General features: G+C 64.0%; 28 protein-coding genes. 1 reads left to right on the top strand and 27 read right to left on the bottom strand.

Annotation, left to right across the window (positions count from 1 at the left end):
- Window positions 1-4 precede the first annotated feature (4 nt).
- The 25 genes from rpsE to PARHAE_RS18280 form a co-directional block, all read right to left on the bottom strand.
- A complete protein-coding gene (gene rpsE / locus PARHAE_RS18400) occupies window positions 5-583 on the bottom strand; it encodes a 30S ribosomal protein S5 (RefSeq protein WP_126156010.1) in 579 nt (192 codons plus the stop codon).
- A 124-nt stretch (window positions 584-707) separates the two neighbouring features.
- Window positions 708-1,067 (bottom strand): 50S ribosomal protein L18, encoded by a 360-nt coding sequence (gene rplR, locus PARHAE_RS18395; protein WP_126156009.1) that lies wholly within the window; start codon window positions 1,065-1,067, stop codon window positions 708-710.
- Between the two features lie 12 nt (window positions 1,068-1,079).
- Window positions 1,080-1,613, bottom strand: coding sequence for a 50S ribosomal protein L6 (gene rplF / locus PARHAE_RS18390; protein WP_126156008.1), 534 nt, complete (start codon window positions 1,611-1,613; stop codon window positions 1,080-1,082).
- A 10-nt stretch (window positions 1,614-1,623) separates the two neighbouring features.
- On the bottom strand, window positions 1,624-2,022 hold the full coding sequence (rpsH, locus tag PARHAE_RS18385) for a 30S ribosomal protein S8 (RefSeq protein ID WP_126156007.1): 399 nt from the start codon (window positions 2,020-2,022) through the stop codon (window positions 1,624-1,626).
- A gap of 9 nt (window positions 2,023-2,031) precedes the next feature.
- A complete protein-coding gene (rpsN, locus tag PARHAE_RS18380; RefSeq protein WP_126156006.1) occupies window positions 2,032-2,337 on the bottom strand; it encodes a 30S ribosomal protein S14 in 306 nt (101 codons plus the stop codon).
- A gap of 17 nt (window positions 2,338-2,354) precedes the next feature.
- Window positions 2,355-2,915 (bottom strand): 50S ribosomal protein L5, encoded by a 561-nt coding sequence (gene rplE / locus PARHAE_RS18375; protein WP_126156005.1) that lies wholly within the window; start codon window positions 2,913-2,915, stop codon window positions 2,355-2,357.
- Window positions 2,915-3,220 (bottom strand): 50S ribosomal protein L24, encoded by a 306-nt coding sequence (gene rplX / locus PARHAE_RS18370; RefSeq protein WP_126156004.1) that lies wholly within the window; start codon window positions 3,218-3,220, stop codon window positions 2,915-2,917. Before rplX ends, rplE begins: the two co-directional genes overlap by 1 nt.
- Window positions 3,220-3,588, bottom strand: a complete 369-nt coding sequence (gene rplN, locus PARHAE_RS18365; protein WP_010400243.1) for a 50S ribosomal protein L14 — start codon at window positions 3,586-3,588, stop codon at window positions 3,220-3,222. The genes rplX and rplN overlap by 1 nt, the downstream gene beginning before the upstream one ends.
- 78 nt (window positions 3,589-3,666) lie before the next feature.
- On the bottom strand, window positions 3,667-3,912 hold the full coding sequence (gene rpsQ / locus PARHAE_RS18360; protein ID WP_126156003.1) for a 30S ribosomal protein S17: 246 nt from the start codon (window positions 3,910-3,912) through the stop codon (window positions 3,667-3,669).
- A 10-nt stretch (window positions 3,913-3,922) separates the two neighbouring features.
- Window positions 3,923-4,129: a 50S ribosomal protein L29 gene (gene rpmC / locus PARHAE_RS18355; protein ID WP_126156002.1), complete on the bottom strand. Its 207-nt coding sequence runs from the start codon at window positions 4,127-4,129 to the stop codon at window positions 3,923-3,925.
- A 194-nt stretch (window positions 4,130-4,323) separates the two neighbouring features.
- Window positions 4,324-4,737 (bottom strand): 50S ribosomal protein L16, encoded by a 414-nt coding sequence (gene rplP / locus PARHAE_RS18350; RefSeq protein WP_126156001.1) that lies wholly within the window; start codon window positions 4,735-4,737, stop codon window positions 4,324-4,326.
- Between the two features lie 12 nt (window positions 4,738-4,749).
- A complete protein-coding gene (gene rpsC / locus PARHAE_RS18345; protein WP_126156000.1) occupies window positions 4,750-5,466 on the bottom strand; it encodes a 30S ribosomal protein S3 in 717 nt (238 codons plus the stop codon).
- Window positions 5,466-5,846, bottom strand: coding sequence for a 50S ribosomal protein L22 (rplV, locus tag PARHAE_RS18340; RefSeq protein WP_126155999.1), 381 nt, complete (start codon window positions 5,844-5,846; stop codon window positions 5,466-5,468). The genes rpsC and rplV overlap by 1 nt, the downstream gene beginning before the upstream one ends.
- A gap of 5 nt (window positions 5,847-5,851) precedes the next feature.
- Window positions 5,852-6,130 carry a 30S ribosomal protein S19 gene (gene rpsS, locus PARHAE_RS18335; protein ID WP_126155998.1) on the bottom strand — a complete coding sequence of 93 codons (279 nt, stop codon included), beginning with the start codon at window positions 6,128-6,130 and terminating at the stop codon, window positions 5,852-5,854.
- 3 nt (window positions 6,131-6,133) lie between these two features.
- A complete protein-coding gene (gene rplB / locus PARHAE_RS18330; protein ID WP_126155997.1) occupies window positions 6,134-6,973 on the bottom strand; it encodes a 50S ribosomal protein L2 in 840 nt (279 codons plus the stop codon).
- A 93-nt stretch (window positions 6,974-7,066) separates the two neighbouring features.
- Entirely contained in the window at window positions 7,067-7,363 is a 297-nt protein-coding gene (locus tag PARHAE_RS18325; RefSeq protein ID WP_126155996.1) for a 50S ribosomal protein L23, read from the bottom strand.
- Window positions 7,360-7,980 (bottom strand): 50S ribosomal protein L4, encoded by a 621-nt coding sequence (rplD, locus tag PARHAE_RS18320; RefSeq protein ID WP_126155995.1) that lies wholly within the window; start codon window positions 7,978-7,980, stop codon window positions 7,360-7,362. The genes PARHAE_RS18325 and rplD overlap by 4 nt, the downstream gene beginning before the upstream one ends.
- Entirely contained in the window at window positions 7,977-8,873 is an 897-nt protein-coding gene (gene rplC / locus PARHAE_RS18315) for a 50S ribosomal protein L3 (RefSeq protein ID WP_126155994.1), read from the bottom strand. Before rplC ends, rplD begins: the two co-directional genes overlap by 4 nt.
- A gap of 10 nt (window positions 8,874-8,883) precedes the next feature.
- Window positions 8,884-9,192: a 30S ribosomal protein S10 gene (rpsJ, locus tag PARHAE_RS18310; protein WP_089386317.1), complete on the bottom strand. Its 309-nt coding sequence runs from the start codon at window positions 9,190-9,192 to the stop codon at window positions 8,884-8,886.
- Between the two features lie 274 nt (window positions 9,193-9,466).
- Window positions 9,467-10,642: an elongation factor Tu gene (gene tuf / locus PARHAE_RS18305; RefSeq protein ID WP_126155972.1), complete on the bottom strand. Its 1,176-nt coding sequence runs from the start codon at window positions 10,640-10,642 to the stop codon at window positions 9,467-9,469.
- Window positions 10,643-10,707: 65 nt separating this feature from the next.
- Window positions 10,708-12,831, bottom strand: coding sequence for an elongation factor G (gene fusA / locus PARHAE_RS18300; RefSeq protein WP_126155993.1), 2,124 nt, complete (start codon window positions 12,829-12,831; stop codon window positions 10,708-10,710).
- A gap of 18 nt (window positions 12,832-12,849) precedes the next feature.
- The gene (rpsG, locus tag PARHAE_RS18295; RefSeq protein WP_103174464.1) at window positions 12,850-13,320 is read right to left on the bottom strand and encodes a 30S ribosomal protein S7; all 471 of its coding nucleotides are present in this window, start codon (window positions 13,318-13,320) and stop codon (window positions 12,850-12,852) included.
- A 12-nt stretch (window positions 13,321-13,332) separates the two neighbouring features.
- Window positions 13,333-13,704 carry a 30S ribosomal protein S12 gene (gene rpsL / locus PARHAE_RS18290; RefSeq protein WP_022705687.1) on the bottom strand — a complete coding sequence of 124 codons (372 nt, stop codon included), beginning with the start codon at window positions 13,702-13,704 and terminating at the stop codon, window positions 13,333-13,335.
- A 233-nt stretch (window positions 13,705-13,937) separates the two neighbouring features.
- The gene (locus tag PARHAE_RS18285; protein ID WP_241232880.1) at window positions 13,938-14,780 is read right to left on the bottom strand and encodes a glycosyltransferase; all 843 of its coding nucleotides are present in this window, start codon (window positions 14,778-14,780) and stop codon (window positions 13,938-13,940) included.
- Window positions 14,780-15,718, bottom strand: a complete 939-nt coding sequence (locus tag PARHAE_RS18280; protein WP_126155992.1) for a DMT family transporter — start codon at window positions 15,716-15,718, stop codon at window positions 14,780-14,782. The genes PARHAE_RS18285 and PARHAE_RS18280 overlap by 1 nt, the downstream gene beginning before the upstream one ends.
- Before the next feature lie 223 nt (window positions 15,719-15,941).
- On the opposite strand from PARHAE_RS18280, the gene PARHAE_RS18275 reads away from it, so the two are divergent.
- Entirely contained in the window at window positions 15,942-16,451 is a 510-nt protein-coding gene (locus PARHAE_RS18275) for an AmiS/UreI family transporter (protein ID WP_126155991.1), read from the top strand.
- Between the two features lie 81 nt (window positions 16,452-16,532).
- On the opposite strand, the gene rpoC is transcribed toward PARHAE_RS18275, so the two are convergent.
- Both rpoC and rpoB read right to left on the bottom strand, forming a co-directional pair.
- The gene (gene rpoC, locus PARHAE_RS18270; RefSeq protein ID WP_126155990.1) at window positions 16,533-20,765 is read right to left on the bottom strand and encodes a DNA-directed RNA polymerase subunit beta'; all 4,233 of its coding nucleotides are present in this window, start codon (window positions 20,763-20,765) and stop codon (window positions 16,533-16,535) included.
- 49 nt (window positions 20,766-20,814) lie between these two features.
- Window positions 20,815-24,960: a DNA-directed RNA polymerase subunit beta gene (gene rpoB, locus PARHAE_RS18265; protein ID WP_126155989.1), complete on the bottom strand. Its 4,146-nt coding sequence runs from the start codon at window positions 24,958-24,960 to the stop codon at window positions 20,815-20,817.
- Window positions 24,961-25,004 lie beyond the last annotated feature (44 nt).

Here is a 25,004-nt window from a genome sequence, read left to right as displayed (position 1 = left end):
CTCCTTACGCTTCGACGGTTTCGGCGGCGGCTTCGGCAGCAGGCTTGTTGTCCTGCGGCAGGATGTCGGCCACCTTCTTGCCGCGACGCTGCGCGACCGAACGGGGGCTGGCTTCCTTCTTCAGGCCGTCCAGCGTCGCGCGGATCATGTTGTAGGGGTTCTGCGACCCTTGCGATTTCGCAACGACATCCTGAACGCCCAGCATCTCGAACACGGCGCGCATCGGACCGCCGGCGATGATCCCGGTGCCCGGAACGGCGGTGCGCATGATCACCTTGCCCGCGCCGTGGCGGCCTTCGATGTCATGGTGCAGCGTGCGGCCGTCGCGCAGCGGCACGCGGACCAGGCTGCGTTTCGCCTGCTCGGTCGCCTTGCGGATGGCTTCCGGCACTTCCTTGGCCTTGCCCTTGCCGAAGCCGACTCGGCCGCGCTGATCGCCGACGACCACCAACGCCGCGAAGCCGAAGCGCTTGCCGCCCTTGACGGTCTTCGAGACGCGGTTGATCGCGACCAAACGATCCTGGAATTCCGGGTTTTCCTCGCGCTCTTCGCGGCGGCCCCGGCGGTTGTCACGTTCTGCCATATGGCATTCCTTGCATTCTGGCGCGCGATCCGCGCCGGTTGATGTCAATCCTGGTGGGCCACAGGATGATGGCCCCCGGATCATCGGGGCGGCGCGCCCTTGTAGGAAGGCGCCGCCCGCAGGATCAGAACTTCAGACCACCTTCACGGGCGGCGTCGGCCAGAGCCTTCACCTTGCCGTGGAAGATGAAGCCGCCACGGTCGAAGACGACCTCCTCGATCCCGGCGGCTTTCGCCCGCTCGGCGATCGCGGTGCCGATCTTGGCCGCGGCCTCGACGTTGTTCTTGCCGACCAGGCCGAAGTCCTTCTCCAGCGTGCTGGCCGAAGCCAGGGTCACGCCGTTCAGGTCGTCGATGACCTGGACCGAGATGTTCTTCGACGAGCGGTGGACCGACAGACGCGGACGGCCGTTCGACATCGCCCGCAGCTTGTTGCGAACGCGCAGGCGGCGCTTTGCGAACAGCTCTTGCTTTTTCAGTGCCATTTCATGCGCCCCTTACTTCTTCTTGCCTTCCTTGCGGAAGACGAACTCGCCCTTGTAGCGAATGCCCTTGCCCTTGTAGGGCTCGGGGCGGCGCCACTCGCGGATGTTCGCGGCCACCTGACCAACAAGCTGCTGGTCGATGCCTTCCACAACGATTTCGGTCTGCTTCGGCGCCGTGATCGTCACGCCGTCCGGCGTTTCGAAGTTCACGTCATGCGAATAGCCCAGGGCCAGCTTCAGGGTCTTGCCCTGCATCGTCGCACGATAGCCGACGCCCTGGATTTCAAGCTCTTTCTTGAAGCCTTCCGACACGCCGACCGTCAGGTTTTCCACCATCGAGCGGGTCAGGCCCCACTGCTGGCGGGCGCGTTTCGAGGTGCCGCGCGGTTTGACCGCGACCGCGCCGTCGTCCAGCACCAGATCCACATCGTCGGTCGCCGTGAAGCTGCGGGTGCCTTTCGGACCCTTCACCTCGATCGTCTGACCCTTGATCTCGGCCGTCACGCCCTTGGGCAGCACGACCGGCTTCTTACCAATCCGAGACATTCTGCCCTCCTTAGAACACGGTGCAGAGGACTTCGCCGCCGACATTGGCATTGCGAGCCGCTGCATCCGACATGACGCCCTTGGGGGTCGAGACGATGGACACGCCCAGACCCTGACGGACCTGCGGGATTTCCCGAGCGCCCGCATAAACGCGGCGGCCCGGTTTCGAAACGCGCGACAGTTCCCGGATGACCGGGGTGCCGTCGTGGTACTTCAGACCGATTTCCAGTTCCTTGTGACCGGCATCGGTGGTGACTTCTTCATAGCCGCGGATGTAGCCTTCGGCTTTCAGCACGTCCAGAACCCAAGCGCGCAGCTTGGAGGCCGGGGTGCGCACGGTCGATTTGCCGCGCATCTGCGCATTGCGGATGCGGGTCAGCATATCGCCGAGAGGATCGTTCATCGACATTGTGCCCCCTTACCAGCTGGATTTGACAAGGCCGGGGATCTGACCGTTCGAGCCGAGCTCGCGCAGCATGATCCGCGACAGTTTCAGTTTGCGGTAATACGCGTGCGGACGGCCGGTCAGTTGGCACCGGTTGTGCAGACGCGTTTCCGACGAATTGCGCGGCAGCTCGGCCAGCTTCAGCGAAGCCTTGAACCGCTCTTCCATCGGACGGGACTGATCGTTGATGACCTCTTTCAGAGAGGCGCGCTTGGCGGCGAACTTCGCGACCAGACGCTCGCGCTTCTTCTCGCGCTCGACCATGGATTTCTTTGCCATATCTCTTACCTCCGCGATCAGCTGTTGAAGGGCATGTTGAAATGCTTCAACAGCGCTTTCGCTTCGGCGTCGGTCGGCGCCGTGGTGCAGATGATGATGTCCATCCCCAGAACTTCGTCGACCTTGTCGAAGTTGATTTCCGGGAACACGATGTGCTCCTTCAGGCCCATGGCATAGTTGCCGCGGCCGTCGAACGAGGTGCCCTTCACGCCGCGGAAGTCGCGGACGCGCGGCAGCGCGATGTTGATCAGGCGGTCCAGGAATTCGTACATCCGGTCGCCGCGCAGGGTCACCTTGGCGCCCAGCGGCATTTCCTCGCGGACGCGGAAACCGGCGATCGAGTTCTTCGCCTTGGTGATCACGGCCTTCTGGCCGGCGATCAGCGACAGTTCCTCGGCGCCCTGCTTGACCTTCTTGGTATCCTTGACGGCCTCGCCGATGCCCATGTTCAGGACGATCTTGTCCAGACGCGGGATCTGCATGTCGTTCTTGTAGCCGAATTCTTCCTTCAGCGCGGCCCGGATCGTGTCGCGGTAAACCGACTTCAGGCGCGGCGTGTATTTGCTTGCGTCCAGCATCAGATCACGTCTCCCGTGGTCTTGGCGAAACGGACCTTCTGGTCGCCTTCCACGCGGAAGCCGACGCGGGTCGCTTTGCCGTTCTTGTCCAGCAGCGCCAGGTTCGACAGGTCGATCGGCATCGCCTTCGGCGTGCGGCCGCCCTGGGTCGTCTGGGTCTGACGCTGGTGGCGGATGGCGATGTTGATGCCGTCGACCACGGCCTTGTTCTCTTTCGGGAACACGGCGGTGATTTCACCTTGCTTGCCCTTGTCCTTGCCGGCCAGCACGACGACCTTGTCGCCCTTTTTCAGCTTGGCAGCCATTACAGCACCTCCGGCGCAAGCGAGATGATCTTCATGAAGTTCTTCGCGCGCAGTTCGCGGACGACCGGCCCGAAGATACGGGTGCCGACCGGCTCGCCCTGGTTGTTCAGGATGACGGCGGCGTTGCGGTCGAAGCGGATGGACGTGCCATCCTCGCGCTTCACTTCCTTGGCGGTGCGAACGACGACGGCCTTGCGGACATCGCCCTTCTTCACCCGGCCCCGCGGGATGGCTTCCTTGACGGACACGACGATAATGTCGCCCACCGACGCATAGCGACGGTGCGAACCACCCAGGACCTTGATGCACTGAACCCGGCGAGCGCCGGAGTTGTCAGCAACATCCAGATTGGTCTGCATCTGGATCATTTGGTTTCTCCCGACCTTTGGGGACCGGCCTTATTCCGGCCCCAGGGTTTCGATCATTTCTGATCTGTGATGATGGACTTACGCGGTAACCGCGTCGTCCGTCAGGACAGTCCAGCGTTTCGTCTTCGAGATGGGGGCGCATTCGACGATGCGAACCTCGTCGCCCACCTTGAACTGGTTCAATGCGTCATGCGCCCGATATTTCTTGGACGAACGAACGGTCTTGTGCAGCAGCGGATGCTTGAAGCGGCGCTCGACCAGAACGGTGATGGTCTGCTCGTTCTTGTCGCTGGTGACGCGGCCTTGCAGGATGCGTTTGGGCATGGGCCGCTCCTCAGTTCGCTGCGGCGGCTTCGGCCGCCTTCTGGTTCAGAATGGTCTTCACACGGGCCACGTCGCGGCGCACGGCGCGCATCCGGGCAGTGCTTTCAAGCTGGCCGGTGGCCTGCTGGAAGCGGAGGTTGAAGGCCTCCTTCTTCAGCGCGATCAGTTGATCCTTCAACTGGTCGGGCGTCTTCGACGTCAGATCCTGCGCTTTCATGCGCTGTTCCTTTCAACATCACCGGAGAGCCCCTGCACGCAGGGCCACCCTGATTCCCGGTGGAGTTTCGTGATGAAGGCCGTCCCATACAGGCAACGGCCCTTTCCTGCAAGCCCTTTCCCGAATGGGAATGGGAAAACCCCGCCAGTCACCCGGCGGGGCCTGTTTCGAACGGTGGGGCAATGCCCCTGCCCTTACCAGTCTTCGCGCGCGACGATGCGGGTCAGGACCGGCAGCTTGTTGGCGCCCAGACGCAGAGCCTCACGCGCGATCTCGTCGGACACGCCGTCGATCTCGAACATGATGCGGCCCGGATGAACGCGGGCGGCCCAGAAGTCGACCGAGCCCTTACCCTTGCCCATCCGCACTTCGGTCGGCTTCGAGGAAACCGGCACGTCCGGGAAAATCCGGATCCAGACCCGGCCCTGACGCTTCATGTGGCGGGTGATCGCGCGGCGGGCCGCTTCGATCTGGCGGGCGGTCACACGCTCGGGCTCGGTGGCCTTCAGCGCGAAGGATCCGAAGTTCAGGGCGAAACCGCCCTTGGCTTCACCGTGGATCCGGCCCTTGTGCTGTTTGCGGAACTTGGTCCGTTTCGGTTGCAGCATCTTGTTTGCTCCTTAGCGCGCGTCGCGGTCACGGCGCGGACCACGGGGGGCCGGACCTTCCTGAGCCTCGGCGGCCTTGCGGTCGCGGGCCTGGGGGTCGTGCTCCATGATCTCGCCTTTGAAGATCCAGGTCTTCACCCCGATGATCCCGTAAGGGGTCGTGGCTTCGGCCAGCGCATAGTCGATGTCGGCGCGCAGGGTGTGCAGCGGCACACGGCCTTCGCGGTACCATTCCGTCCGCGCGATCTCGGCGCCGCCAAGACGGCCCGACACGTTCACGCGGATGCCCAGGGCGCCCATGCGCATCGCGTTCTGCACCGCGCGCTTCATGGCGCGGCGGAACGAAACCCGACGCTCCAGCTGCTGGGCGATCGATTCCGCGACCAGGGCGGCATCGACCTCGGGCTTGCGCACTTCGACGATGTTCAGGTGAACTTCGGACTTGGTGAAGTTCGCCAGCTTGTTGCGCAGGACTTCGATATCGGCGCCTTTCTTGCCGATGATCACACCCGGACGCGCGGCATGGATCGTCACCCGGCACTTGCGGTGCGGACGCTCGATGATCACGCGGCTGATGCCGGCCTGCTTGGCTTCCGTCTTGATGAAGTCCCGGATCTTCAGGTCTTCAAGCAGCAGGTTGCCATAGTCCTTGTCGTCGGCGTACCAGCGGCTGTCCCAGGTGCGGTTGACCTGGAGGCGCATACCGATCGGATTGACCTTCTGACCCATTACGCTTGCTCCTCGACTTGGCGCACCTTGATGGTGATTTCCGAAAACGGCTTCATGATCTTGCCATAACGGCCACGCGCCCGCGGACGGCCGCGCTTCATCACCAGGTTCTTGCCAACCCAGGCTTCGGCGACGACCAGGTTGTCGACATCCAGCCCATGATTGTTCTCGGCATTCGCGATCGCCGATTGCAGGCACTTCTTCACGTCGCCCGCGATCCGCTTGTGCGAGAAGGTCAGGTCGGCCAGGGCCTTGTCCACCTTCTTGCCGCGGATCAGCTGCGCGACCAGGTTCAGCTTCTGCGGCGATGTGCGAAGCATCTTGGTCTTGGCGAACGCCTCGTTCTCCGCCACGCGGCGCGGATTGGTTTCCTTACCCATGACGATTACTTCCTCTTGGCTTTCTTGTCCGCCGCGTGGCCGTAATAGGTCCGCGTGGGCGAATATTCACCGAATTTCTGGCCGATCATCTCTTCGGTGACGGCAACGGGGATGTGCTTCTGCCCGTTATAGACGCCGAAGGTCAGGCCGACGAATTGCGGCAGGATGGTCGAGCGGCGCGACCAGATCTTGATGACATCGGATTTCCCCGAGTCGCGGGCCTTTTCCGCCTTCTTGAGCACATAGGCGTCAACAAAGGGGCCTTTCCAGATAGAACGTGCCATAGGTCAGCGCCCCTTCTTCTTCGCGTGACGCGAACGCAAGATATACTTGTCGGTCGCCTTGTTGCTGCGGGTCTTCTTGCCCTTGGTGTCCTTGCCCCAGGGCGTGACCGGCGTGCGGCCACCCGAAGTCCGGCCCTCACCACCACCATGCGGGTGGTCGATCGGGTTCATCGCAACACCGCGAACGCTGGGACGGATGCCCTTGTGGCGGTTGCGGCCGGCCTTGCCCAGGTTCTGGTTCGAATGGTCGGCATTCGACACGGCGCCGATGGTCGCCATGCATTCCTGGCGGACCAGGCGCAGCTCGCCCGAGGACAGGCGGATCTGGGCATAGCCGCCGTCGCGGCCGACGAACTGGGCATAGGTGCCTGCCGAGCGGGCGATCTGGCCGCCCTTGCCGGGCTTCAGCTCGACGTTGTGGACGATCGTGCCGATCGGCATGCCGCTGAACGGCATGGCGTTGCCGGGCTTCACGTCCACCTTGGCGCCGGCGACGACCTTGTCGCCGACGGCCAGGCGCTGCGGCGCCAGGATATAGGCGCGCTCACCATCCTCATAGCCGATCAGGGCGATGAAGGCGGTGCGGTTGGGATCGTATTCGATCCGCTCGACCACGGCGGCCATGTCGAACTTGGTGCGCTTGAAATCGACGATGCGATACAGGCGCTTCGCCCCGCCGCCCTTGCGGCGCATGGTGATCCGTCCGGTGTTGTTCCGACCGCCGTTCTTGGTCAACCCCTCGGTGAGGGACTTGACCGGGCGACCTTTCCAAAGCTCCGAACGGTCGATCAGAACCAGCCCGCGCTGGCCAGGCGTCGTCGGTTTATACGACTTCAATGCCATCTTTCTGTCTTCCGTTGCTTTGGACCAGGGTGGTCCGTTGTCGTCAAAAGATCGCGGCCCCGGTTGCCCAGGGCCGCAGATTCCCGCCTGCTATCAGAGTCCGGTGGACACGTCGATAGTGTTGCCCTCTTCCAGGGTCACATAGGCCTTCTTCACGTCGCTGCGACGGCCCAGGATGCCCCGGAACCGCTTCTGCTTGCCCTTGGTGATGGTGGTGTTGACCGCCTTCACCTTGACGCCGAACAGGGCCTCGACCGCCTGCTTGATCTGCGGCTTGCTCGAGTCCTTGGACACCTGGAAGACCACGCCGTTGTTTTCCGACGTCATGGTGGCTTTTTCGGTGATGATCGGCTTGACGATCACGTCGTAATGTTCGGCTTTCGCGCTCATTTCAAACGAGCCTCCAGAGCTTCGACACCCGACCGCGTGATCACCAGCGTATCGCGCTTCAGGATGTCATACACGTTGGCGCCCATCGACGGCAGGATGTCCACGCCTTCAATGTTGCGGGCGGCGCGGGCGAAGCCTTCGTTGACCTCGGCCCCGTCGATCACCAGCACGCGCTTCCAGCCGTTTTCCTTGACGGCCTTGGCGACAGCGGCGGTCTTCGCGTCGGCAAGGTTCAGATCCTCGACGATCACCAGTTCACCGGCCGTGGCCTTCGCGGACAGGGCATGGCGCAGGCCCAGGGCGCGCACCTTCTTGGGCAGGTCGAAGGCGTGCGACCGGGGGGTCGGGCCTTTGTAGACGCCGCCGTGGCGGAAGATCGGCGCCTTGCGGGAACCGTGGCGGGCGCCGCCGGTGCCTTTCTGGCGATAGATCTTCTTGGTCGAATAGCTGACATCCGACTTGCCCAGCACCGAATGGGTGCCCGCCTGCGCCTTGGCGCGCTGCCAGCGGACGACGCGTTGCAGGATGTCGCCGCGCGGCTCCAGCCCGAAGATCTCGTCCGCCAGCTCGATTTCACCGGCCTTGCCGGTGTCCAGCTTGATCACATCGAGTTTCATTGTTTATCTCCTTCGGGCGCAGCATCCGCACCATCAGAAGCCTTGTCGGCGTTCGGATCGGCAGCTTCCTTGTCGGCCTCGATCGAAGCCTGCGCCTCGGCCAGGGCGGCCTCCTCGGCGGCGGCGGCTTCGGCGGCGGCAGCCTCGCGGGCGGCCTCCTCGGCGGCGGCGGCTTCGGCGGCGGCGGCTTCGGCCAGGCGGCGGGCTTCGTCAGCGGCCGATTTCAGCGCGGCGGGATAGATCACGTTCTCGGGCGCCGCTTTCTTCACGGCGTCCTTGATGGTGACCCAGCCGCCCTTCGAACCGGGAACCGAGCCCTTGACCATGATCAGGCCACGGTCGGCATCCGTGCGCACGACTTGCAGGTTCTGCGTGGTGACGCGGACGGCGCCCAGGTGACCCGCCATCTTCTTGCCCTTGAACACCTTACCGGGATCCTGGCACTGGCCGGTGGACCCATGCGAACGGTGGCTGATCGACACACCGTGCGAGGCGCGCAGACCGCCGAAATTGTGACGCTTCATGGCGCCCGCAAAGCCTTTACCGATCGAGGTGCCGGCGATGTCCACGTACTGACCGGCGAAGTAATGGTCAGCGGTGATTTCCTCGCCCACGTTGATCAGGTTTTCCTCGGCCACGCGGAATTCCGCGATCTTGCGCTTGGGCGCAACGCTGGCCTTGGCAAAGTGGCCGCGCATCGCGGCGGTGGTGCGCTTGGCCTTGGCGACCCCGGCGCCCAGCTGGACGGCGGTATAGCCGTCGCGCGCGACGGTGCGCTGATCGACGACTTGCAGGTTGTCCAGTTGCAGGACGGTCACGGGAACCTGACGACCGTCTTCCAGGAACAGACGGGTCATGCCCAGTTTCTTGGCGATGATACCAGTACGCAGCATGGTCGCCTCCTTACACCTTGATCTCGACATCCACGCCGGCGGCGAGGTCGAGCTTCATCAGGGCGTCAACGGTCTGCGGAGTCGGATCAACGATGTCCAGCAGGCGCTTGTGGGTGCGGATTTCCCACTGATCGCGCGACTTCTTGTCGATATGCGGGCCACGCAAGACGGTAAATTTCTCGATCTTGTTCGGCAGCGGAATCGGGCCGCGGACGGTCGCGCCGGTGCGTTTGGCGGTGTTGACGATTTCCTGGGTGCTGGCTTCCAGCACGCGGTAATCGAACGCCTTCAGCCGGATGCGGATATTCTGACTTTGCATAGTCATCCCTCTGACGGGGAGTTCCAGTCGAGAGGCTGACGACGCACCACGCGGCGCCAGCATCGGACCGTATAAAAAAGTGCAAGGCCGCCCAGAAGGCGGCCGCGCGCAGGACAGGCGAATCTCGCCCTGGGGCGGATCCGGCTGCGATGGGGGCCTATAGCCGTTTTGGCGGGCCAGCGTCAAGGCCGGATCGCCGGAATCGGCGCCTTCCAATAAACAAGGCCGCCTCCTTGTGGGAGACGGCCCTTTTGGGTGTGGTGTTTGGGTCAGATCACTTGATGATCTTCGAGACCACGCCGGCGCCGACGGTGCGGCCGCCTTCGCGGATCGCGAAGCGCAGCTTTTCCTCCATCGCGATCGGCGCGATCAGCTCGACCTCGAACTTCAGGTTGTCGCCCGGCATCACCATCTCGGTGCCCTCGGGCAGCTTCACCGTCCCGGTCACGTCCGTCGTGCGGAAGTAGAACTGCGGGCGGTAGTTCGCGAAGAACGGCGTGTGGCGGCCGCCCTCCTCCTTGGTCAGGATATAGGCCTCGGCCTCGAAGGTCGTGTGCGGGTTCACCGATTTCGGCTTGCACAGCACCTGGCCGCGCTCGACCCCGTCGCGGTCGATGCCGCGCAGCAGGACGCCCACGTTGTCGCCGGCCTCGCCGCGATCCAGCAGCTTGCGGAACATCTCGACGCCGGTGCAGGTGGTCTTCTTGGTGTCGCGGATGCCCACGATCTCAAGCTCGTCGCCCACGTTCACCGCGCCGCGCTCGATCCGGCCGGTCACCACCGTGCCGCGCCCCGAGATCGAGAACACGTCCTCGATCGGCATCAGGAAGGGCTGGTCCACGGCGCGCTCGGGCGTCGGGATGTATTTGTCGACCGCCGCGATCAGCGCGCGGATCGAATCCTCGCCGATCGCCTGGTCGCGGCCTTCCAGAGCGGCCAGCGCCGAGCCCTTGATGATCGGAATGTCGTCGCCCGGATAGTCGTAGGAGGACAGAAGCTCGCGCACCTCCATCTCGACCAGCTCCAGCAGCTCCTCGTCATCCACCTGGTCGACCTTGTTGAGGTAGACGACCATGTAGGGGATGCCCACCTGGCGGCCCAGCAGGATGTGCTCGCGCGTTTGCGGCATCGGGCCGTCGGCGGCGTTCACCACCAGGATCGCGCCGTCCATCTGCGCCGCGCCGGTGATCATGTTCTTCACGTAGTCCGCGTGGCCGGGGCAGTCCACGTGGGCGTAGTGGCGGTTTTCCGATTCGTATTCCACATGCGCGGTCGAGATCGTGATCCCCCGAGCCCGCTCCTCGGGCGCGCCGTCGATCTGGTCATAGGCGCGGAATTCGCCGAAATACTTCGTGATCGCAGCCGTCAGCGTCGTCTTGCCGTGGTCAACGTGACCAATCGTGCCAATGTTGACGTGCGGTTTCGTCCGTTCAAACTTTGCCTTTGCCATCGTGCAGGGCTCCTCAATTCACCGATTCATGGGGGATGGGCGGGACCGAGGCCCCGCCCCGCCTGTCAGGCGTATTTCTTCTGGATCTCGTCCGAGATGTTCTGCGGCACAGCTTCGTAATGGTCGAACTGCATCGTGAACACCGCGCGGCCCGAGGACATCGAGCGCAGGTTGTTGATATAGCCGAACATGTTGGCCAGCGGCACGAAGGCGTCGATGACGTTGGCGTTGCCGCGCGAATCCTGGCCGCGGACCATGCCGCGACGGCTGGTCAGGTCGCCGATGATCGAACCCGTGTATTCCTCGGGCGTCACCACCTCGACCTTCATGATCGGTTCCAGCAGCTTGGCGCCGGCCTTCTTCAGGCCTTCGCGCATGGCGGCGCGCGAGGCGATCTCGAAGGCCAGGACCGAGGAGTCGACGTCATGGAAGGCACCGTCCAGCAGCGCAACCTTGAAGTCGATCACCGGGAAGCCCGCCAGCGGACCCGAGTCCATGACCGACTTGATGCCCTTTTCGACGCCCGGAATATATTCCTTGGGCACCGCGCCACCGACGATCTTGGATTCGAACGAATAGCCCTCGCCCGGCTCGGTTGGGGTGATCTGCAACTTGACGCGCGCGAACTGGCCGGTCCCGCCGGTCTGTTTCTTGTGCGTATAGTCGATCTCGGCCGGCTGGCTGATGGTTTCGCGGTAAGCCACCTGCGGGGCGCCGATATTCGCCTCGACCTTGAACTCGCGCTTCATGCGGTCCACCAGGATGTCGAGGTGAAGTTCGCCCATGCCCTTCATGATGGTCTGGCCCGATTCCAGATCGGTCTCGACGCGGAAGGACGGATCCTCGGCGGACAGGCGCTGAAGGGCGAGGCCCATCTTCTCTTGGTCGGCCTTGGACTTGGGCTCCACGGCGATCTCGATCACGGGTTCCGGGAAGGTCATGGTTTCCAGAACCACCGGCTTGGCGGGATCGCACAGCGTGTCGCCCGTGGTGGTGTCCTTCAGGCCCGCCAGCGCGATGATGTCGCCTGCAAAGGCTTCCTCGATCTCTTCGCGGTTGATGGCGTGCATCATCATCATCCGACCGACACGCTCGCGCTTGCCCTTGGTCGAATTCAGCATCTGGTCGCCCTTCTTGAGCTGACCGGAATAGAGACGCGTGAAGGTCAGCGAGCCGACGAAGGGGTCGTTCATGATCTTGAAGGCCAGCGCCGAGAAGGGCTGCGCGTCATCGGCCGAACGCTCGATATTGCGGGTCTCGGTCTCGTCGTCGGGGGCGAAGCCCATCAGTGCCGGAACGTCGATCGGCGACGGCAGGAAGTCGATCACCGCGTTCAGCAGCGGCTGCACGCCCTTGTTCTTGAACGCCGAACCGGCCATGACCGGGAAGAAGGACAGCGACAGCGTGCCCTTGCGGATCAGCTTGCGCAGGGTCGCCTCGTCGGGCTCGTTGCCCTCCAGATAGGCTTCCATGGCGTCGTCGTCCTGTTCGACGGCCAGTTCGATCATGTTGGCGCGCCATTCCTCGGCAACGCCCTTCAGGTCGTCGCGGATCGGCTGGCGGATCCAGTTGGCGCCCAGATCCTCGCCCTTCCAGACCCATTCTTCCATCTTGATCAGGTCGATGATGCCTTCCAGCGTGTCCTCGGCGCCGATCGGCAGCGCGATCGGGCACGGAGTGCCGCCGGTGCGGTCCTTGATCATGCGGACGCAGTTGAAGAAGTCGGCGCCGATCTTGTCCATCTTGTTGACGAACACGATCCGCGGAACCTTGTAGCGGTCGGCCTGGCGCCACACCGTCTCGGTCTGCGGCTCGACGCCGGCGTTGCCGTCCAGCAGGCAGATCGCGCCGTCCAGCACGGCCAGCGAACGCTCGACCTCGATGGTGAAGTCGACGTGGCCCGGCGTGTCGATGATGTTGAAGCGGTATTTGGTCTCCGAGGTGCCCTCGGTGGTCGGGTCTTCCTGGCGCTGCCAGAACGTGGTGGTCGCGGCAGACGTGATCGTGATGCCGCGCTCCTGCTCTTGCTCCATCCAGTCCATGGTGGACGCACCCTCGTGGGTTTCGCCCATCTTGTGGTTCTTACCCGTGTAGAAAAGGATACGCTCGGTCGTTGTCGTCTTGCCGGCGTCGATGTGGGCCATGATGCCGAAGTTACGGTAACGCTGCAGCGGATATTCGCGTGCCATGGTCTGGATCCTTTCGCCTTACCAGCGGTAGTGGCTGAACGCCTTGTTGGCGTCGGCCATCTTGTGCGTGTCTTCGCGTTTCTTGACGGCCGTGCCGCGGCCGTTCACGGCATCGGCCAGTTCGCCCGCAAGGCGTTCTTCCATCGTGTTTTCGTTGCGCTTCTTGGACGCATCGATCAGCCAGCGGATCGCCAGGGCCTCGCGGCGGGTCGGACGAACCTCGACCGGAACCTGGTAGGTGGCACCGCCGACGCGGCGCGAACGCACCTCGACCGAGGGTTTCACGTTGTCCAGGGCTTCGTGGAAGACTTCGATCGGTTCGCGCTTCAGGCGGGACTGGACGCGGTCCAGGGCCGAATAGACGATGCGCTCGGCAACCGATTTCTTGCCGTCAACCATCAGGTTGTTCATGAATTTGGTCAGCACGCGATCGCCAAATTTGGCGTCGGGCAGGACTTCGCGCTTTTCAGCGGCGTGACGACGGGACATGGATGCCTCTCCTTATTTCGGACGCTTGGCGCCGTATTTCGAACGACGCTGGCGACGATCCTTGACGCCCTGGGTATCCAGCACACCGCGCAGGATGTGGTAACGGACACCCGGAAGGTCTTTCACGCGGCCGCCACGGATCAGCACGACGCTGTGTTCCTGGAGGTTGTGCTTTTCGCCCGGAATATAGGAAATGACCTCGAAGCCGTTGGTCAGCCGCACCTTGGCGACCTTCCGCATGGCGGAGTTCGGTTTCTTCGGCGTCGTGGTATAGACGCGCGTGCAGACGCCGCGTTTCTGCGGGCAGCCCTGCAGGTGCTGCGACTTCGAGCGCTGCACCTTGGGCTGCCGCGGTTTGCGGATCAGCTGTTGGATCGTCGGCATTCGGTTCCCCGTCTTGCTCTGTCAATACTCGCAACCGGCTGGTTGCGCCGCTTCTCGACGGCACGTCGCGCGAATCGCGAAATGCCAAACCCATCCTGCCCCGATAACCGAGCTGGACGGGAAAATTCCAGAGGATCGAGGCAGTTACGGCCCGGATCGTGACCACGAAAGGTTCTGGCCCCCGGCCGGTTCCCCGGCGGGTGTGGGGCGTATAGGGGGAATCGCCTGGGCTGTCAACATGACGGCCCGGCGCCGACCCCCGCCTCCAGCCGCCGCCCGAGGCCGTTCAGCGCCGTGCGATCCAGGCCAAAGCGCAGGGCCAGTTGCCGGTCCAGCGCATCCGGCGCGATGTCCCAAGGCAGGCCCGGACCCATGTCGCCGGAATCGCTGTCGGCATGGATCCCGCGAATGAACATCAGCGGACGCGTGACCGCCACCCCCGGCATCCACAGGGGCAGCCGGGTGTGATTGAAATGCAGCGCGGTCTTGGGCTGGTCGGGGCGCAGGAAGATCGTCAGCGCCACACCCATGTTATGCGCGATCCGGGGGATGAACTGTGCGCCCGGCCCGTTCGCCCGCATCATCAGCCCGCGCGCATGATCCAGAGACAGCCGGCCTTCGGCCCGCCACAGCCCCTCGACCGTCGCGAAATCGGCGCGGGCGCGCGCGACATAGTCAAGCGCCACGGCGTCGTCGTCGTCATGGCGGAAATGGCCCACGACATCGGCCGAGGGATCGACATGGGGGGCGACGGCCGCGTGGCAGGCCTCGAGGTGGCGGTCCATCGGGGGGATCAGGGCCAGGCGCAGTTGCGGGTGCCGCGCGGCCAGGCCGCGCAGGCGCGTCAGATAGGGTTCCGGCAGATCCGGGCCGGTCATGATGACCAGGGTGAAATCGGGATCCGTCTGGGCCAGCCAGCCAGGCAGCGCCAGGGTCGTGAACCACAGCCACCGTCGCGCCAGCCGGGCAGGATCGTACAGAAACGTCCTGCGTTCGCTGACACTGGCATGGTCGCGCTGATAGCCCCGCAGCCCGACATAGGAAAACCGGCACAGGCCCAGCATCTGCACCCGCATCAACGGACCCTGCCCAGCCGCGCCTCGCGCAGGATGGTATAGATCCCCGCTGCCACCACCAGGGCCGACCCGGCCCAGGTCCACAGGTCGGGCCATTCGCCGAACACGATCAGCCCCATCGCGATCGCCACCAGCAGCGAGGTATAGCGGAACGGCGCGACATACGAGATCTCCCCCACCCGCATCGACGCCACCGCGCTGACATAGCCCACCGTCAGAAACACGCTGCCAAGGGCCAGCAGCAGCATCTGCGCACCGCTGGGCATCACCCATCCCTGCGCCAGGCTGACGGCCAAGCCCGTCGCGGTCACGCCCGTCGCCGCATAAAAGGCGATGGTGGCCGAGCTGATCTCTTGCCCGAAGCCGCGCGTCGCCATGTCGCGCAGCACGATCATCGCCATGGCCGCAAGCGCGACGACCGCCCACAGGCCGAACACGTTGCCGCCCGGCCGCAGGATCAGCAGCACGCCCAGGAAGCCGACGATCACCGCGCCGATCCGCCGCCAACCCAGCGTCTCGCCGAAGAACAGCGACGCCGAGACCATCACCGCCAGGGGCAGCGCCTGCATGATCGCCGACACGTCGCCCATCGCCATGTTCTGCAAGGCGTTCAGGAACAGGATGGTCGAGGCGATCTCTCCGACCAGCCGCCAGAGCATCGGCCGGCGCGCCCGCGCGGGGATGCGCAGCGAAAGCCCGCCCATCCGGGGCGCCAGGGCCGCGATGAAGGCCATGGCGAACAGTCCGCGCAGGGTGATCGCCTGATACAGCGGCATGTCCTGCACGACGAATTTCATCACCGTGTCGTTCAGGCCGAAGGCGACCATGCACAGCGTCATCAGCGCCGCGCCGTGCAGGTTGTCCCCCGGCTTGTGCGCCAGCGGACGAACCGAAGCAGGCCGGACGCGCCGGATCGGGGACAGGATGGGCGTACGCATGGCCGGATTCACCAGGGGGAACACAGCTTTCCCGTTAGGCATTGCCACTGCATCGGGCAAGAAATTTCTGCGGCTTACGCAAGCGACCCCGCCGCGCGGCATTCTTTACTGCCACGATATTCTGCTTGGCGGAATTTTCCGTAAACCGTCCCTGCGTCCTGCCGTAAGCAGACCTTGCGGTCCCCTGTCGGCTGGCGGGGGGACAAGTTGTCAGGAACCCCAGATGCTGCTTCCCCTTTCGCTTCTTTTCGTCGGCGCGGTCCTGACGCTCAACGGCTTGGGGATGATGAACCGCATCGCCGACAAAGAGATCGTGGTCATCAATCTTGCGGCCGCGTTCATCACCGGAACCGTCGCGGTCCTGTCCATGGCGGGGGCCGACTCGCCGCAAACCGTCAAGGGCGCAGCCCTGACATTGCTGTTCAGCCTGACCTATCTGTGGGTGGGGATGAACCGGCTGTCGGGCTTCGATGGGCGCGGGCTGGGCTGGTTCAGCCTTTTCGTGGCGATCTCGGTCCTGCCCGAAGCGGCGGTCACGCTGCGCCATGCCACGGATGGGATGACGCTGTGGCTGGGCCTGTGCTGGGCCTTCTGGGCCGGGCTCTGGTTTCTGTATTTTCTTCTGCTGGCGCTCCGCTGGCGGTTGGAGAGGACTGCGGCCGCCGCCACCCTGGCGGGCGGCATCCTCACCGCCTGGATGCCCGCCTTGGCGATGCTCTACGGCGCGGCCTGAAGTCAGGCAGTCCGGCAACGCCGCGAAGATCGCAAAAGGCCCGGCATTGCTGCCGGGCCTTTGCATGTCACGCCGGAACGATCACTCGTCGCGGTCTTCGGGCAGGTCGGCGACCCTGTCCGACGCCGTGGTCTCCATCGCCGGGGCGATCAGAGCCGCCGCGGCCTCGGCCTCGGCGCGGCGCGCCTCGATCACCTCGGCGTCGCGTTCGGTCGCGATGCGGCGGACGCGGGCGGTGGCGCCGCCCGTGCCTGCCGGGATCAGACGGCCGACGATGACGTTCTCCTTCAGGCCAAGCAGCTTGTCGCGCTTGCCCTGGACGGCGGCCTCGGTCAGCACGCGGGTCGTTTCCTGGAAGGACGCGGCCGAGATGAAGCTGCGGGTCTGCAGGCTGGCCTTGGTGATGCCCAGCAGCACGGGTTCCCCCTGGGCCGGACGGCCGCCCTTGGCTTCGATCTTGGCGTTTTCTTCCTCGAACTCGTCGCGCTCGACATGCTCGCCCTTCAGCAGGGTGGTGTCGCCGCTGTCGGTGATCTCGATCTTTTGCAGCATCTGGCGAACGATCACCTCGATGTGCTTGTCGTTGATCTTCACACCTTGCAGCCGGTAAACGTCCTGCACCTCGTCGATCAGGTAATCCGCAAGCGCCTCGATCCCCATGATCCGCAGGATGTCGTGCGGGGCCGGGTTGCCGTCCATGATATAGTCACCCTTCTGCACGAAGTCGCCTTCCTGCACCGGGATGTGCTTGCCTTTCGGCACCATGTATTCGACGGGCGCGGCACCGTCTTCCGACGGCTCGATGGTGATGCGGCGCTTGTTCTTGTAGTCCTTGCCAAAGCGCACATAGCCGTCGATCTCGGCGATGATCGCGTGATCCTTGGGACGACGGGCCTCGAACAGTTCCGCCACGCGGGGCAGACCCCCGGTGATGTCCTTGGTCCGGGCGCCTTCCCGCGGAATACGCGCCACCACGTCGCCCGCGCGGATTTCCTGCTGGTCCTCGACCGACAGGACCGCGTCCACCGACATCGGATAGCTGATCGGGTTGCCCTGTTCGTTGCGGACCGGCTCGCCGTTCTCATCCATGATGATGATCTCGGGCTTCAGGTCGTTGCCTTTCGGCGCGGAACGCCAATCGGTCACGATCTTCTGCGTCATGCCGGTCGCATCGTCCGTTTCGTCGCGGACCGAGATCCCCGACAGCAGATCGACGAACTTGGTGATCCCCGCCTTTTCGGCGATGATCGGCAGGGTATAGGGATCCCATTCGAACAGCTTGGCGCCGCGAATGACCCGTTCGCCTTCCTTCACGAACAGCTTGGAACCATAGAACAGCTTGTGGCTGGCGCGTTCCTGCCCCTGGTCGTCGACGATGACCAACTGCATGTTGCGCGCCATCACGACCTGCTCGCCATTGGCGTTGGTCAGAATGTTCTCGTTGCGGAACTGCACCGTGCCTTCATGCGAAGCGGCCTGGAACGACTGCTGGCCGCCCTGGGCGATGCCGCCGATGTGGAAGGTCCGCATCGTCAGCTGCGTGCCCGGTTCGCCGATCGACTGCGCGGCGATGATGCCCACCGCCTCGCCGATGTTGACCAGCGTGCCGCGCGCCAGGTCGCGGCCATAGCACAGCGCGCAGACCCCGTCCTCGGATTCGCAGGTCAGGGCCGAACGGATGCGGACGGTCTGCACGCCCGCCTGTTCGATGGCGTCGGCCTTGCGCTCGTCGATCACCTCGTTCGCGCGGACGATGATCTCGTCCTCGCCCGGAACCAGCACATCCTCGGCGGCAGTGCGGCCCAGCACGCGTTCGGACAGCGGGCTGATCACCTCGCCGTCGTTCACGGCGGCAGAGGCCGTGATCGCCTGCTCGGTCCCGCAGTCGTGTTCGCGGATGATGCAGTCCTGCGCCACGTCAACCAGACGCCGCGTCAGATAGCCCGAGTTCGCGGTCTTCAACGCCGTATCCGACAGACCCTTCCGGGCACCGTGGGTCGAGTTGAAGTATTCCAGAACCGTCAGGCCTTCCTTGAAGTTCGAGATGATCGGCGTCTCGATGATCTCGCCCGAGGGCTTGGCCATCAGGCCGCGCATCCCGCCCAGCTGCTTCATCTGGTTGGTCGAGCCGCGCGCCCCGGAATGGGCCATCATATAGACGCTGTTCGGCTCCATCTCGGCGCCATTGGCGTCCTTCTTGGTGGCCGAGATCGTGGACATCATGGCCTCGGTCACGCGGTCGTTGCACTTCGACCAGGCGTCCACGACCTTGTTGTACTTCTCGCCCTGGGTGATCAGGCCGTCGAGATACTGCTGCTCGAACTCCTTCACCTGCTCCTGGACTTCCTCGACGATGGTCCACTTGTTGTCGGGCACCACCATGTCGTCCTTGCCGAAGCTGATGCCGGCGCGGAAGGCCTCGCGGAAGCCCAGGCCCATGATCTGGTCGCAGAAGATCACCGACTCCTTCTGCCCGCAGTAGCGATAGACGGTGTCGATGACGTGCTGCACGTCCTTCTTGCGCAGCAGGCGGTTGACCAGTTCGAACGGGGCCTTGGCGTTCATCGGCAGCAGCGCGCCCAGCCGGACGCGGCCCGGCGTGGTTTCGTAGCGCTTGACGACCTCGTTGCCGTTCTCGTCGATCTGCTTGATGCGCGCGGTGATCTTGGCGTGCAGATGCACCTCGCCTGCGGCAAGGGCGTGCTCGACCTCGTTCACGTTGGCGAAGGCCATGCCCTCGCCCTTCATGCCGTCGCGCTGCATCGAAACATAATACAGGCCCAGAACCATGTCCTGGGACGGCACGATGATCGGCGCGCCGTTGGCGGGCGACAGCACGTTGTTCGTGGACATCATCAACACGCGCGCTTCCAGCTGCGCTTCCAGCGACAGCGGGACATGCACGGCCATCTGGTCACCGTCGAAGTCGGCGTTGAAGGCCGAACAGACCAGCGGGTGAAGCTGGATCGCCTTGCCCTCGATCAGGATCGGCTCGAATGCCTGAATGCCCAGCCGGTGCAGCGTCGGCGCACGGTTCAGCAGGACCGGATGCTCGCGGATCACCTCGTCCAGGATGTCCCAGACCTCGGGGCGTTCCTTTTCGACCAGCTTCTTGGCCTGCTTGACGGTGCTGGACAGCCCCTTCGCCTCAAGCCGCGAATAGATGAACGGCTTGAACAGTTCGAGCGCCATCTTCTTGGGCAGCCCGCACTGGTGCAGCTTCAGCTCCGGCCCGGTCACGATCACCGAACGGCCCGAGAAGTCGACCCGTTTCCCCAGAAGGTTCTGGCGGAAGCGGCCCTGCTTGCCCTTCAGCATGTCGGACAGCGATTTCAGCGGGCGGCGGTTGTTGCCGGTGATGACGCGGCCGCGACGGCCATTGTCGAACAGCGCATCGACCGATTCCTGCAACATGCGCTTTTCGTTGCGCACGATGATGTCTGGCGCGCGCAGCTCGATCAGCCGCTTCAGGCGGTTGTTGCGGTTGATGACGCGGCGATACAGGTCGTTCAAATCGGACGTGGCGAAACGGCCGCCATCCAGCGGAACCAGCGGACGCAGTTCCGGCGGAATGACCGGGATCACCGTCAGCACCATCCATTCGGGACGGTTGCCCGATTCCAGGAAGGATTCGACGATCTTCAGCCGCTTGATGATCTTCTTCGGCTTCAGTTCGCCGGTGGCTTCCTTCAGATCCTCGCGCAACTGATCGGCGGTTGCGGCCAGGTCGATATTGGCCAGCATCGCCCGGATCGCCTCGGCGCCGATATCGGCGGTGAAGGCGTCGGCGCCGAAGTTGTCCTGGGCGTCCAGGAATTCTTCTTCGGTCAGCAACTGGCCATAGGTCAGGTCGGTCAGGCCCGGTTCGATCACCACATAGTTCTCGAAATACAGGATCCGTTCCAGATCCCGCAGCGTCATGTCCAGCATCAGGCCGATGCGCGAGGGCAGCGATTTCAGGAACCAGATATGAGCCACCGGCGCGGCCAGTTCGATATGGCCCATGCGTTCGCGGCGGACCTTTTGCAGGGTCACTTCCACGCCGCATTTCTCGCAGACCAGGCCGCGATACTTCATGCGCTTGTACTTGCCGCACAGGCATTCATAGTCCTTGATCGGACCGAAGATGCGCGCGCAGAACAGACCGTCCCGTTCCGGCTTGAACGTGCGATAGTTGATAGTTTCGGGCTTCTTCACCTCGCCATAGGACCAGGCGAGGATTTCCTCGGGCGAGGCCAGCGAGATCTTGATTTCGTCGAACTGCCGCGGCGGGGCCAGCGGGTTCAGGGGATTGGTGGCAAGTTCCTGGTTCATCTTTTTTCCTAAATGAAGGGCACGGGGAAGGCGATGAGGGCCAAGGCCCTCATTCCTCCTCCTCCGCATCCAGGAGTTCCATGTTGAGGCCCAGACCCCGGACCTCCTTGACCAGCACGTTGAAGGATTCCGGCACGCCGGCCTCGAAGTTGTCGTCGCCCTTGACGATGGACTCATAGACCTTGGTGCGGCCCGCCACGTCGTCCGACTTGACCGTCAGCATCTCCTGCAAGGTATAGGCGGCGCCATAGGCTTCCAGCGCCCAGACCTCCATCTCACCCAGGCGCTGACCGCCGAACTGCGCCTTCCCGCCCAGCGGCTGCTGGGTGACCAGGCTGTAGGGGCCGGTCGAACGCGCGTGCATCTTGTCATCGACAAGGTGGTGCAGCTTCAGGACATACTTCATCCCCACCGTCACCTTGCGCGAGAACTGCTCGCCCGTGCGGCCGTCGAAGACCACGGACTGACCCGAGGTGTCGAACCCCGCCCGGCGCAGCGCGTCGTTCACATCCGCCTCTTTCGCGCCGTCGAAGACGGGCGTGGCGATGGGAACGCCGGTGCGCACGGTGTTGGCGTGTTCGACCAGCGTGTCGTCATCCATGCCGTCGAAGGTCTCGGCATACATCTCGTCGCCATAGCCGATGCGCATCGCCTCGCGGACCGGAGCCATGTCGCCGTTGCGGCGATACTCCTCCAGCGCCTCGTCGATCTTGACGCCAAGACCGCGCGATGCCCAACCCATGTGGGTTTCCAGGATCTGACCGACGTTCATGCGCGACGGCACGCCCAGCGGGTTCAGAACCAGGTCGACCGGGGTGCCGTCGGCCAGGAAGGGCATGTCCTCGATCGGGACCACCTTCGACACGACGCCCTTGTTGCCGTGACGGCCGGCCATCTTGTCGCCCGCCTGAAGCTTGCGCTTCACGGCGACGAAGACCTTGACCATCTTCATCACGCCCGGCGGCAGGTCGTCGCCCTGCCGGACCTTCTCTACCTTGTCCTCGAAGCGGGCCTCGAGGGCCTTCTTCTGGGCGTCATACTGATGGTTCAGCGCCTCGACTTCCTTGGCGGTGTCTTCCTCGCTGACGGCAAGCTGCCACCACTGGCCGCGCGACAGCGTGCCCAGCAGATCCTCGGTGATCTCGGAATTGGCCTTGATCCCTTTCGGACCCTTCACGGCGATCTTGCCCAGGATCAACGATTTCAGGCGCGCATAGATGTTGCGGTCCAGGATCGCCTGTTCGTCGTCGCGGTCGCGGGCCAGACGCTCGACTTCCTCGCGCTCGATCTGCAACGCGCGTTCGTCCTTGTCCACACCATGGCGGTTGAAGACGCGGACTTCCACGATGGTGCCATAGGCCCCCGGCGGCAGACGCAGGGACGTGTCGCGCACGTCGGACGCCTTTTCACCGAAGATGGCGCGCAGCAGCTTTTCTTCCGGCGTCATCGGGCTTTCGCCCTTGGGGGTGATCTTGCCCACCAGGATGTCGCCCGGCCCGACCTCGGCGCCGATATAGACGATACCGGCTTCATCCAGGTTGCGCAGGGCTTCCTCGCCCACGTTCGGGATGTCGCGGGTGATCTCCTCGGGCCCCAGCTTGGTGTCGCGGGCCGCCACCTCGTATTCGTCGATATGGATCGAGGTGAACACGTCGTCGCGGTGGATCCGCTCGGAAATCAGGATCGAGTCCTCATAGTTGTAGCCGTTCCAGGGCATGAAGGCCACGACCACGTTCCGGCCGATGGCCAGTTCCCCCTGGTCGGTCGAGGGACCGTCCGCGATGACCTGGCCGCCCACGACCTTGTCGCCCACCTTGACCAGCGGACGCTGGTTGATGGTCGAGGACTGGTTGGACCGCTTGAACTTGCGCAGGCGATAGATGTCCACGCCCGCATCGCCCGATTCAAGCCCCTCGGTGGCGCGCACCACGATCCGCTGCGCATCGACCTGGTCGATGACGCCGCCCCGGCGCGCCATGATGGCGGCCCCGGAATCGCGGGCAACGGTGGCTTCCATGCCGGTGCCGACAAACGGCGCCTCGGCCCGCAGCAACGGGACCGCCTGACGCTGCATGTTGGATCCCATCAGCGCGCGGTTGGCGTCGTCGTTTTCCAGGAACGGGATCAGCGCCGCGGCGACCGAGACCAGCTGCTTGGGCGACACGTCGATCAGGTCGATGGCATCGACCGGGTTCAACGTGAAGTCGCCCGCCTGACGGGTCGAGATCAGCTCGTCTACAAACCGGCCGTTCGCATCCAGCGTCGCGTTGGCCTGGGCCACGGTGTGACGCATTTCCTCGGTCGCGGACATGTAGACCACGTCGTCCGTGACCTGCCCGTCCACCACCTTGCGATAGGGCGTTTCGATGAAGCCGTACTTGTTCACGCGGGCGAATGTCGCCAGCGAGTTGATCAGGCCGATGTTCTGGCCTTCCGGCGTCTCGATCGGGCACATCCGGCCGTAATGGGTCGGGTGAACGTCGCGCACCTCGAATCCGGCGCGTTCGCGCGTCAGACCGCCCGGCCCAAGCGCCGACAGGCGACGCTTGTGCGTCACCTCGGACAGCGGGTTGGTCTGGTCCATGAACTGCGACAACTGGCTGGAGCCGAAGAATTCGCGCACCGCCGCCGCCGCCGGCTTGGCGTTGATCAGGTCCTGCGGCATCACCGTGTCGATTTCCACGCCCGACATGCGTTCGCGGATCGCGCGTTCCATGCGCAGCAGGCCGACGCGGTACTGGTTCTCCATCAGCTCGCCGACCGAGCGCACCCGGCGGTTGCCCAGGTGGTCGATGTCGTCGATTTCGCCCTTGCCGTCGCGCAGTTCGACCAGCCCGCGAACGCAGGCCACGATATCCTCGGGGCGCAGGGTCCGCTGGGTGTCGGGCGCATCCAGATCCAGGCGCATGTTCATCTTCACCCGGCCGACGGCGGACAGGTCATAGCGTTCGCTGTCGAAGAACAGGCTGTTGAACAGGTTCTGCGCGGCCTCGACGGTGGGCGGCTCGCCCGGACGCATGACGCGATAGATATCCATCAGCGCGCCTTCGCGGCCCATGTTCTTGTCGGCCGCCATGGTGTTGCGGATATAGGGGCCGACGTTCACATGATCGATGTCCAGCACCGGGATCTCGGTGATGTCGTTGTCCAGCAGAACCTTGAGCAGACCGCCGTTCAGTTCGCCGTCGCGGTCGTATTCCGCCGTGATCTCGTCGCCCGCCTCGGCATAGATGAAGCCGGTGGTGTCGTTCACGATATCCTTGGCCACGAAGCGGCCGATGATCCGCTCGAACGGGACCAGCAGGTTCAGGGCCTCGCCCGATTCCTGCAATTTCTTGACCAGGCGCGGGGTCACCTTGTCACCCGCCTTGGCGATGATCTCGCCGGTTTCGGCGTTCACCAGGTCATAGGACGGACGGGTGCCGCGAACGCGTTCTGGGAAGAAGCGCGTGACCCAGCCCTGCGACCGGCCCTCGCGGCGCAGGGTATAGTCCACGGTTTCATAGAAGGCATCCATGATGCCTTCCTGGTCCATTCCCAAAGCATAAAGCAGCGTCGTCACCGGCAGTTTGCGGCGGCGGTCGATGCGCGCGAAGACCAGATCCTTGGCGTCGAATTCGAAATCCAGCCACGACCCGCGATAGGGAATGATCCGGCAGGCGAACAGAAGCTTACCCGAGGAATGGGTCTTGCCCCGGTCATGGTCGAAGAACACGCCGGGCGAACGGTGCATCTGGGACACGACGACGCGTTCGGTGCCGTTCACGATGAACGTCCCGTTCGTGGTCATCAGGGGCATGTCGCCCATGAACACGTCCTGTTCCTTGATGTCCTTGACGGACTTGGCGCCGGTGTTTTCGTCGACATCGAACACGATCAGGCGCAGCGTCACCTTCAGCGGCGCGGCATAGGTCATGTCGCGCTGCTGGCATTCGTCCACGTCGTATTTCGGGCGCTCAAGCTCGTATTTCACGAATTCCAGCGTCGCGGTCTCGTTGAAATCCTTGATCGGGAAGACCGACTGGAAGACGCCCTGGATGCCTTCGCCGTCGTGATGCCCGTCGCCCTCGCCCGAATTCAGGAACAGGTCGTAGGAGGATTTCTGAACCTCGATCAGGTTCGGCATCTCCAGCACTTCGCGGATATTGCCGTAATAGCGCCGGATGCGCTTCTGGCCGACATAGGATTGCGCCATGGGGTCTTGTCACCTTTCGTCTTCGCGCGGTCCTGGTCGGGGCA

This window comes from Paracoccus haematequi (assembly GCF_900631945.1).
In the GTDB taxonomy this organism is placed as follows: Bacteria; Pseudomonadota; Alphaproteobacteria; order Rhodobacterales; family Rhodobacteraceae; genus Paracoccus; species Paracoccus haematequi_A.
Note: the sequence above shows the minus strand (reverse complement) of the source record. Positions and strands in the feature narration are given on the sequence as shown.

What these genes read in the sequence shown, in the direction of transcription:
- rpsE (WP_126156010.1), bottom strand. Translation starts at nt 583, where the DNA reads ATGGCAGAACGTGACAACCGCCGGGGCCGCCGCGAAGAGCGCGAGGAA.
- rplR (WP_126156009.1), bottom strand. Translation starts at nt 1,067, where the DNA reads ATGGCACTGAAAAAGCAAGAGCTGTTCGCAAAGCGCCGCCTGCGCGTT.
- rplF (WP_126156008.1), bottom strand. Translation starts at nt 1,613, where the DNA reads ATGTCTCGGATTGGTAAGAAGCCGGTCGTGCTGCCCAAGGGCGTGACG.
- rpsH (WP_126156007.1), bottom strand. Translation starts at nt 2,022, where the DNA reads ATGTCGATGAACGATCCTCTCGGCGATATGCTGACCCGCATCCGCAAT.
- rpsN (WP_126156006.1), bottom strand. Translation starts at nt 2,337, where the DNA reads ATGGCAAAGAAATCCATGGTCGAGCGCGAGAAGAAGCGCGAGCGTCTG.
- rplE (WP_126156005.1), bottom strand. Translation starts at nt 2,915, where the DNA reads ATGCTGGACGCAAGCAAATACACGCCGCGCCTGAAGTCGGTTTACCGC.
- rplX (WP_126156004.1), bottom strand. Translation starts at nt 3,220, where the DNA reads ATGGCTGCCAAGCTGAAAAAGGGCGACAAGGTCGTCGTGCTGGCCGGC.
- rplN (WP_010400243.1), bottom strand. Translation starts at nt 3,588, where the DNA reads ATGATCCAGATGCAGACCAATCTGGATGTTGCTGACAACTCCGGCGCT.
- rpsQ (WP_126156003.1), bottom strand. Translation starts at nt 3,912, where the DNA reads ATGCCCAAACGCATCCTGCAAGGCCGCGTCACCAGCGACAAGAACGAG.
- rpmC (WP_126156002.1), bottom strand. Translation starts at nt 4,129, where the DNA reads ATGAAAGCGCAGGATCTGACGTCGAAGACGCCCGACCAGTTGAAGGAT.
- rplP (WP_126156001.1), bottom strand. Translation starts at nt 4,737, where the DNA reads ATGCTGCAACCGAAACGGACCAAGTTCCGCAAACAGCACAAGGGCCGG.
- rpsC (WP_126156000.1), bottom strand. Translation starts at nt 5,466, where the DNA reads ATGGGTCAGAAGGTCAATCCGATCGGTATGCGCCTCCAGGTCAACCGC.
- rplV (WP_126155999.1), bottom strand. Translation starts at nt 5,846, where the DNA reads ATGGGTAAGGAAACCAATCCGCGCCGCGTGGCGGAGAACGAGGCGTTC.
- rpsS (WP_126155998.1), bottom strand. Translation starts at nt 6,130, where the DNA reads ATGGCACGTTCTATCTGGAAAGGCCCCTTTGTTGACGCCTATGTGCTC.
- rplB (WP_126155997.1), bottom strand. Translation starts at nt 6,973, where the DNA reads ATGGCATTGAAGTCGTATAAACCGACGACGCCTGGCCAGCGCGGGCTG.
- PARHAE_RS18325 (WP_126155996.1), bottom strand. Translation starts at nt 7,363, where the DNA reads ATGAGCGCGAAAGCCGAACATTACGACGTGATCGTCAAGCCGATCATC.
- rplD (WP_126155995.1), bottom strand. Translation starts at nt 7,980, where the DNA reads ATGAAACTCGATGTGATCAAGCTGGACACCGGCAAGGCCGGTGAAATC.
- rplC (WP_126155994.1), bottom strand. Translation starts at nt 8,873, where the DNA reads ATGCTGCGTACTGGTATCATCGCCAAGAAACTGGGCATGACCCGTCTG.
- rpsJ (WP_089386317.1), bottom strand. Translation starts at nt 9,192, where the DNA reads ATGCAAAGTCAGAATATCCGCATCCGGCTGAAGGCGTTCGATTACCGC.
- tuf (WP_126155972.1), bottom strand. Translation starts at nt 10,642, where the DNA reads ATGGCAAAGGCAAAGTTTGAACGGACGAAACCGCACGTCAACATTGGC.
- fusA (WP_126155993.1), bottom strand. Translation starts at nt 12,831, where the DNA reads ATGGCACGCGAATATCCGCTGCAGCGTTACCGTAACTTCGGCATCATG.
- rpsG (WP_103174464.1), bottom strand. Translation starts at nt 13,320, where the DNA reads ATGTCCCGTCGTCACGCCGCTGAAAAGCGCGAAGTCCTGCCCGACGCC.
- rpsL (WP_022705687.1), bottom strand. Translation starts at nt 13,704, where the DNA reads ATGCCGACGATCCAACAGCTGATCCGCAAACCGCGGCAGCCCAAGGTG.
- PARHAE_RS18285 (WP_241232880.1), bottom strand. Translation starts at nt 14,780, where the DNA reads ATGCGGGTGCAGATGCTGGGCCTGTGCCGGTTTTCCTATGTCGGGCTG.
- PARHAE_RS18280 (WP_126155992.1), bottom strand. Translation starts at nt 15,718, where the DNA reads ATGCGTACGCCCATCCTGTCCCCGATCCGGCGCGTCCGGCCTGCTTCG.
- PARHAE_RS18275 (WP_126155991.1), top strand. Translation starts at nt 15,942, where the DNA reads ATGCTGCTTCCCCTTTCGCTTCTTTTCGTCGGCGCGGTCCTGACGCTC.
- rpoC (WP_126155990.1), bottom strand. Translation starts at nt 20,765, where the DNA reads ATGAACCAGGAACTTGCCACCAATCCCCTGAACCCGCTGGCCCCGCCG.
- rpoB (WP_126155989.1), bottom strand. Translation starts at nt 24,960, where the DNA reads ATGGCGCAATCCTATGTCGGCCAGAAGCGCATCCGGCGCTATTACGGC.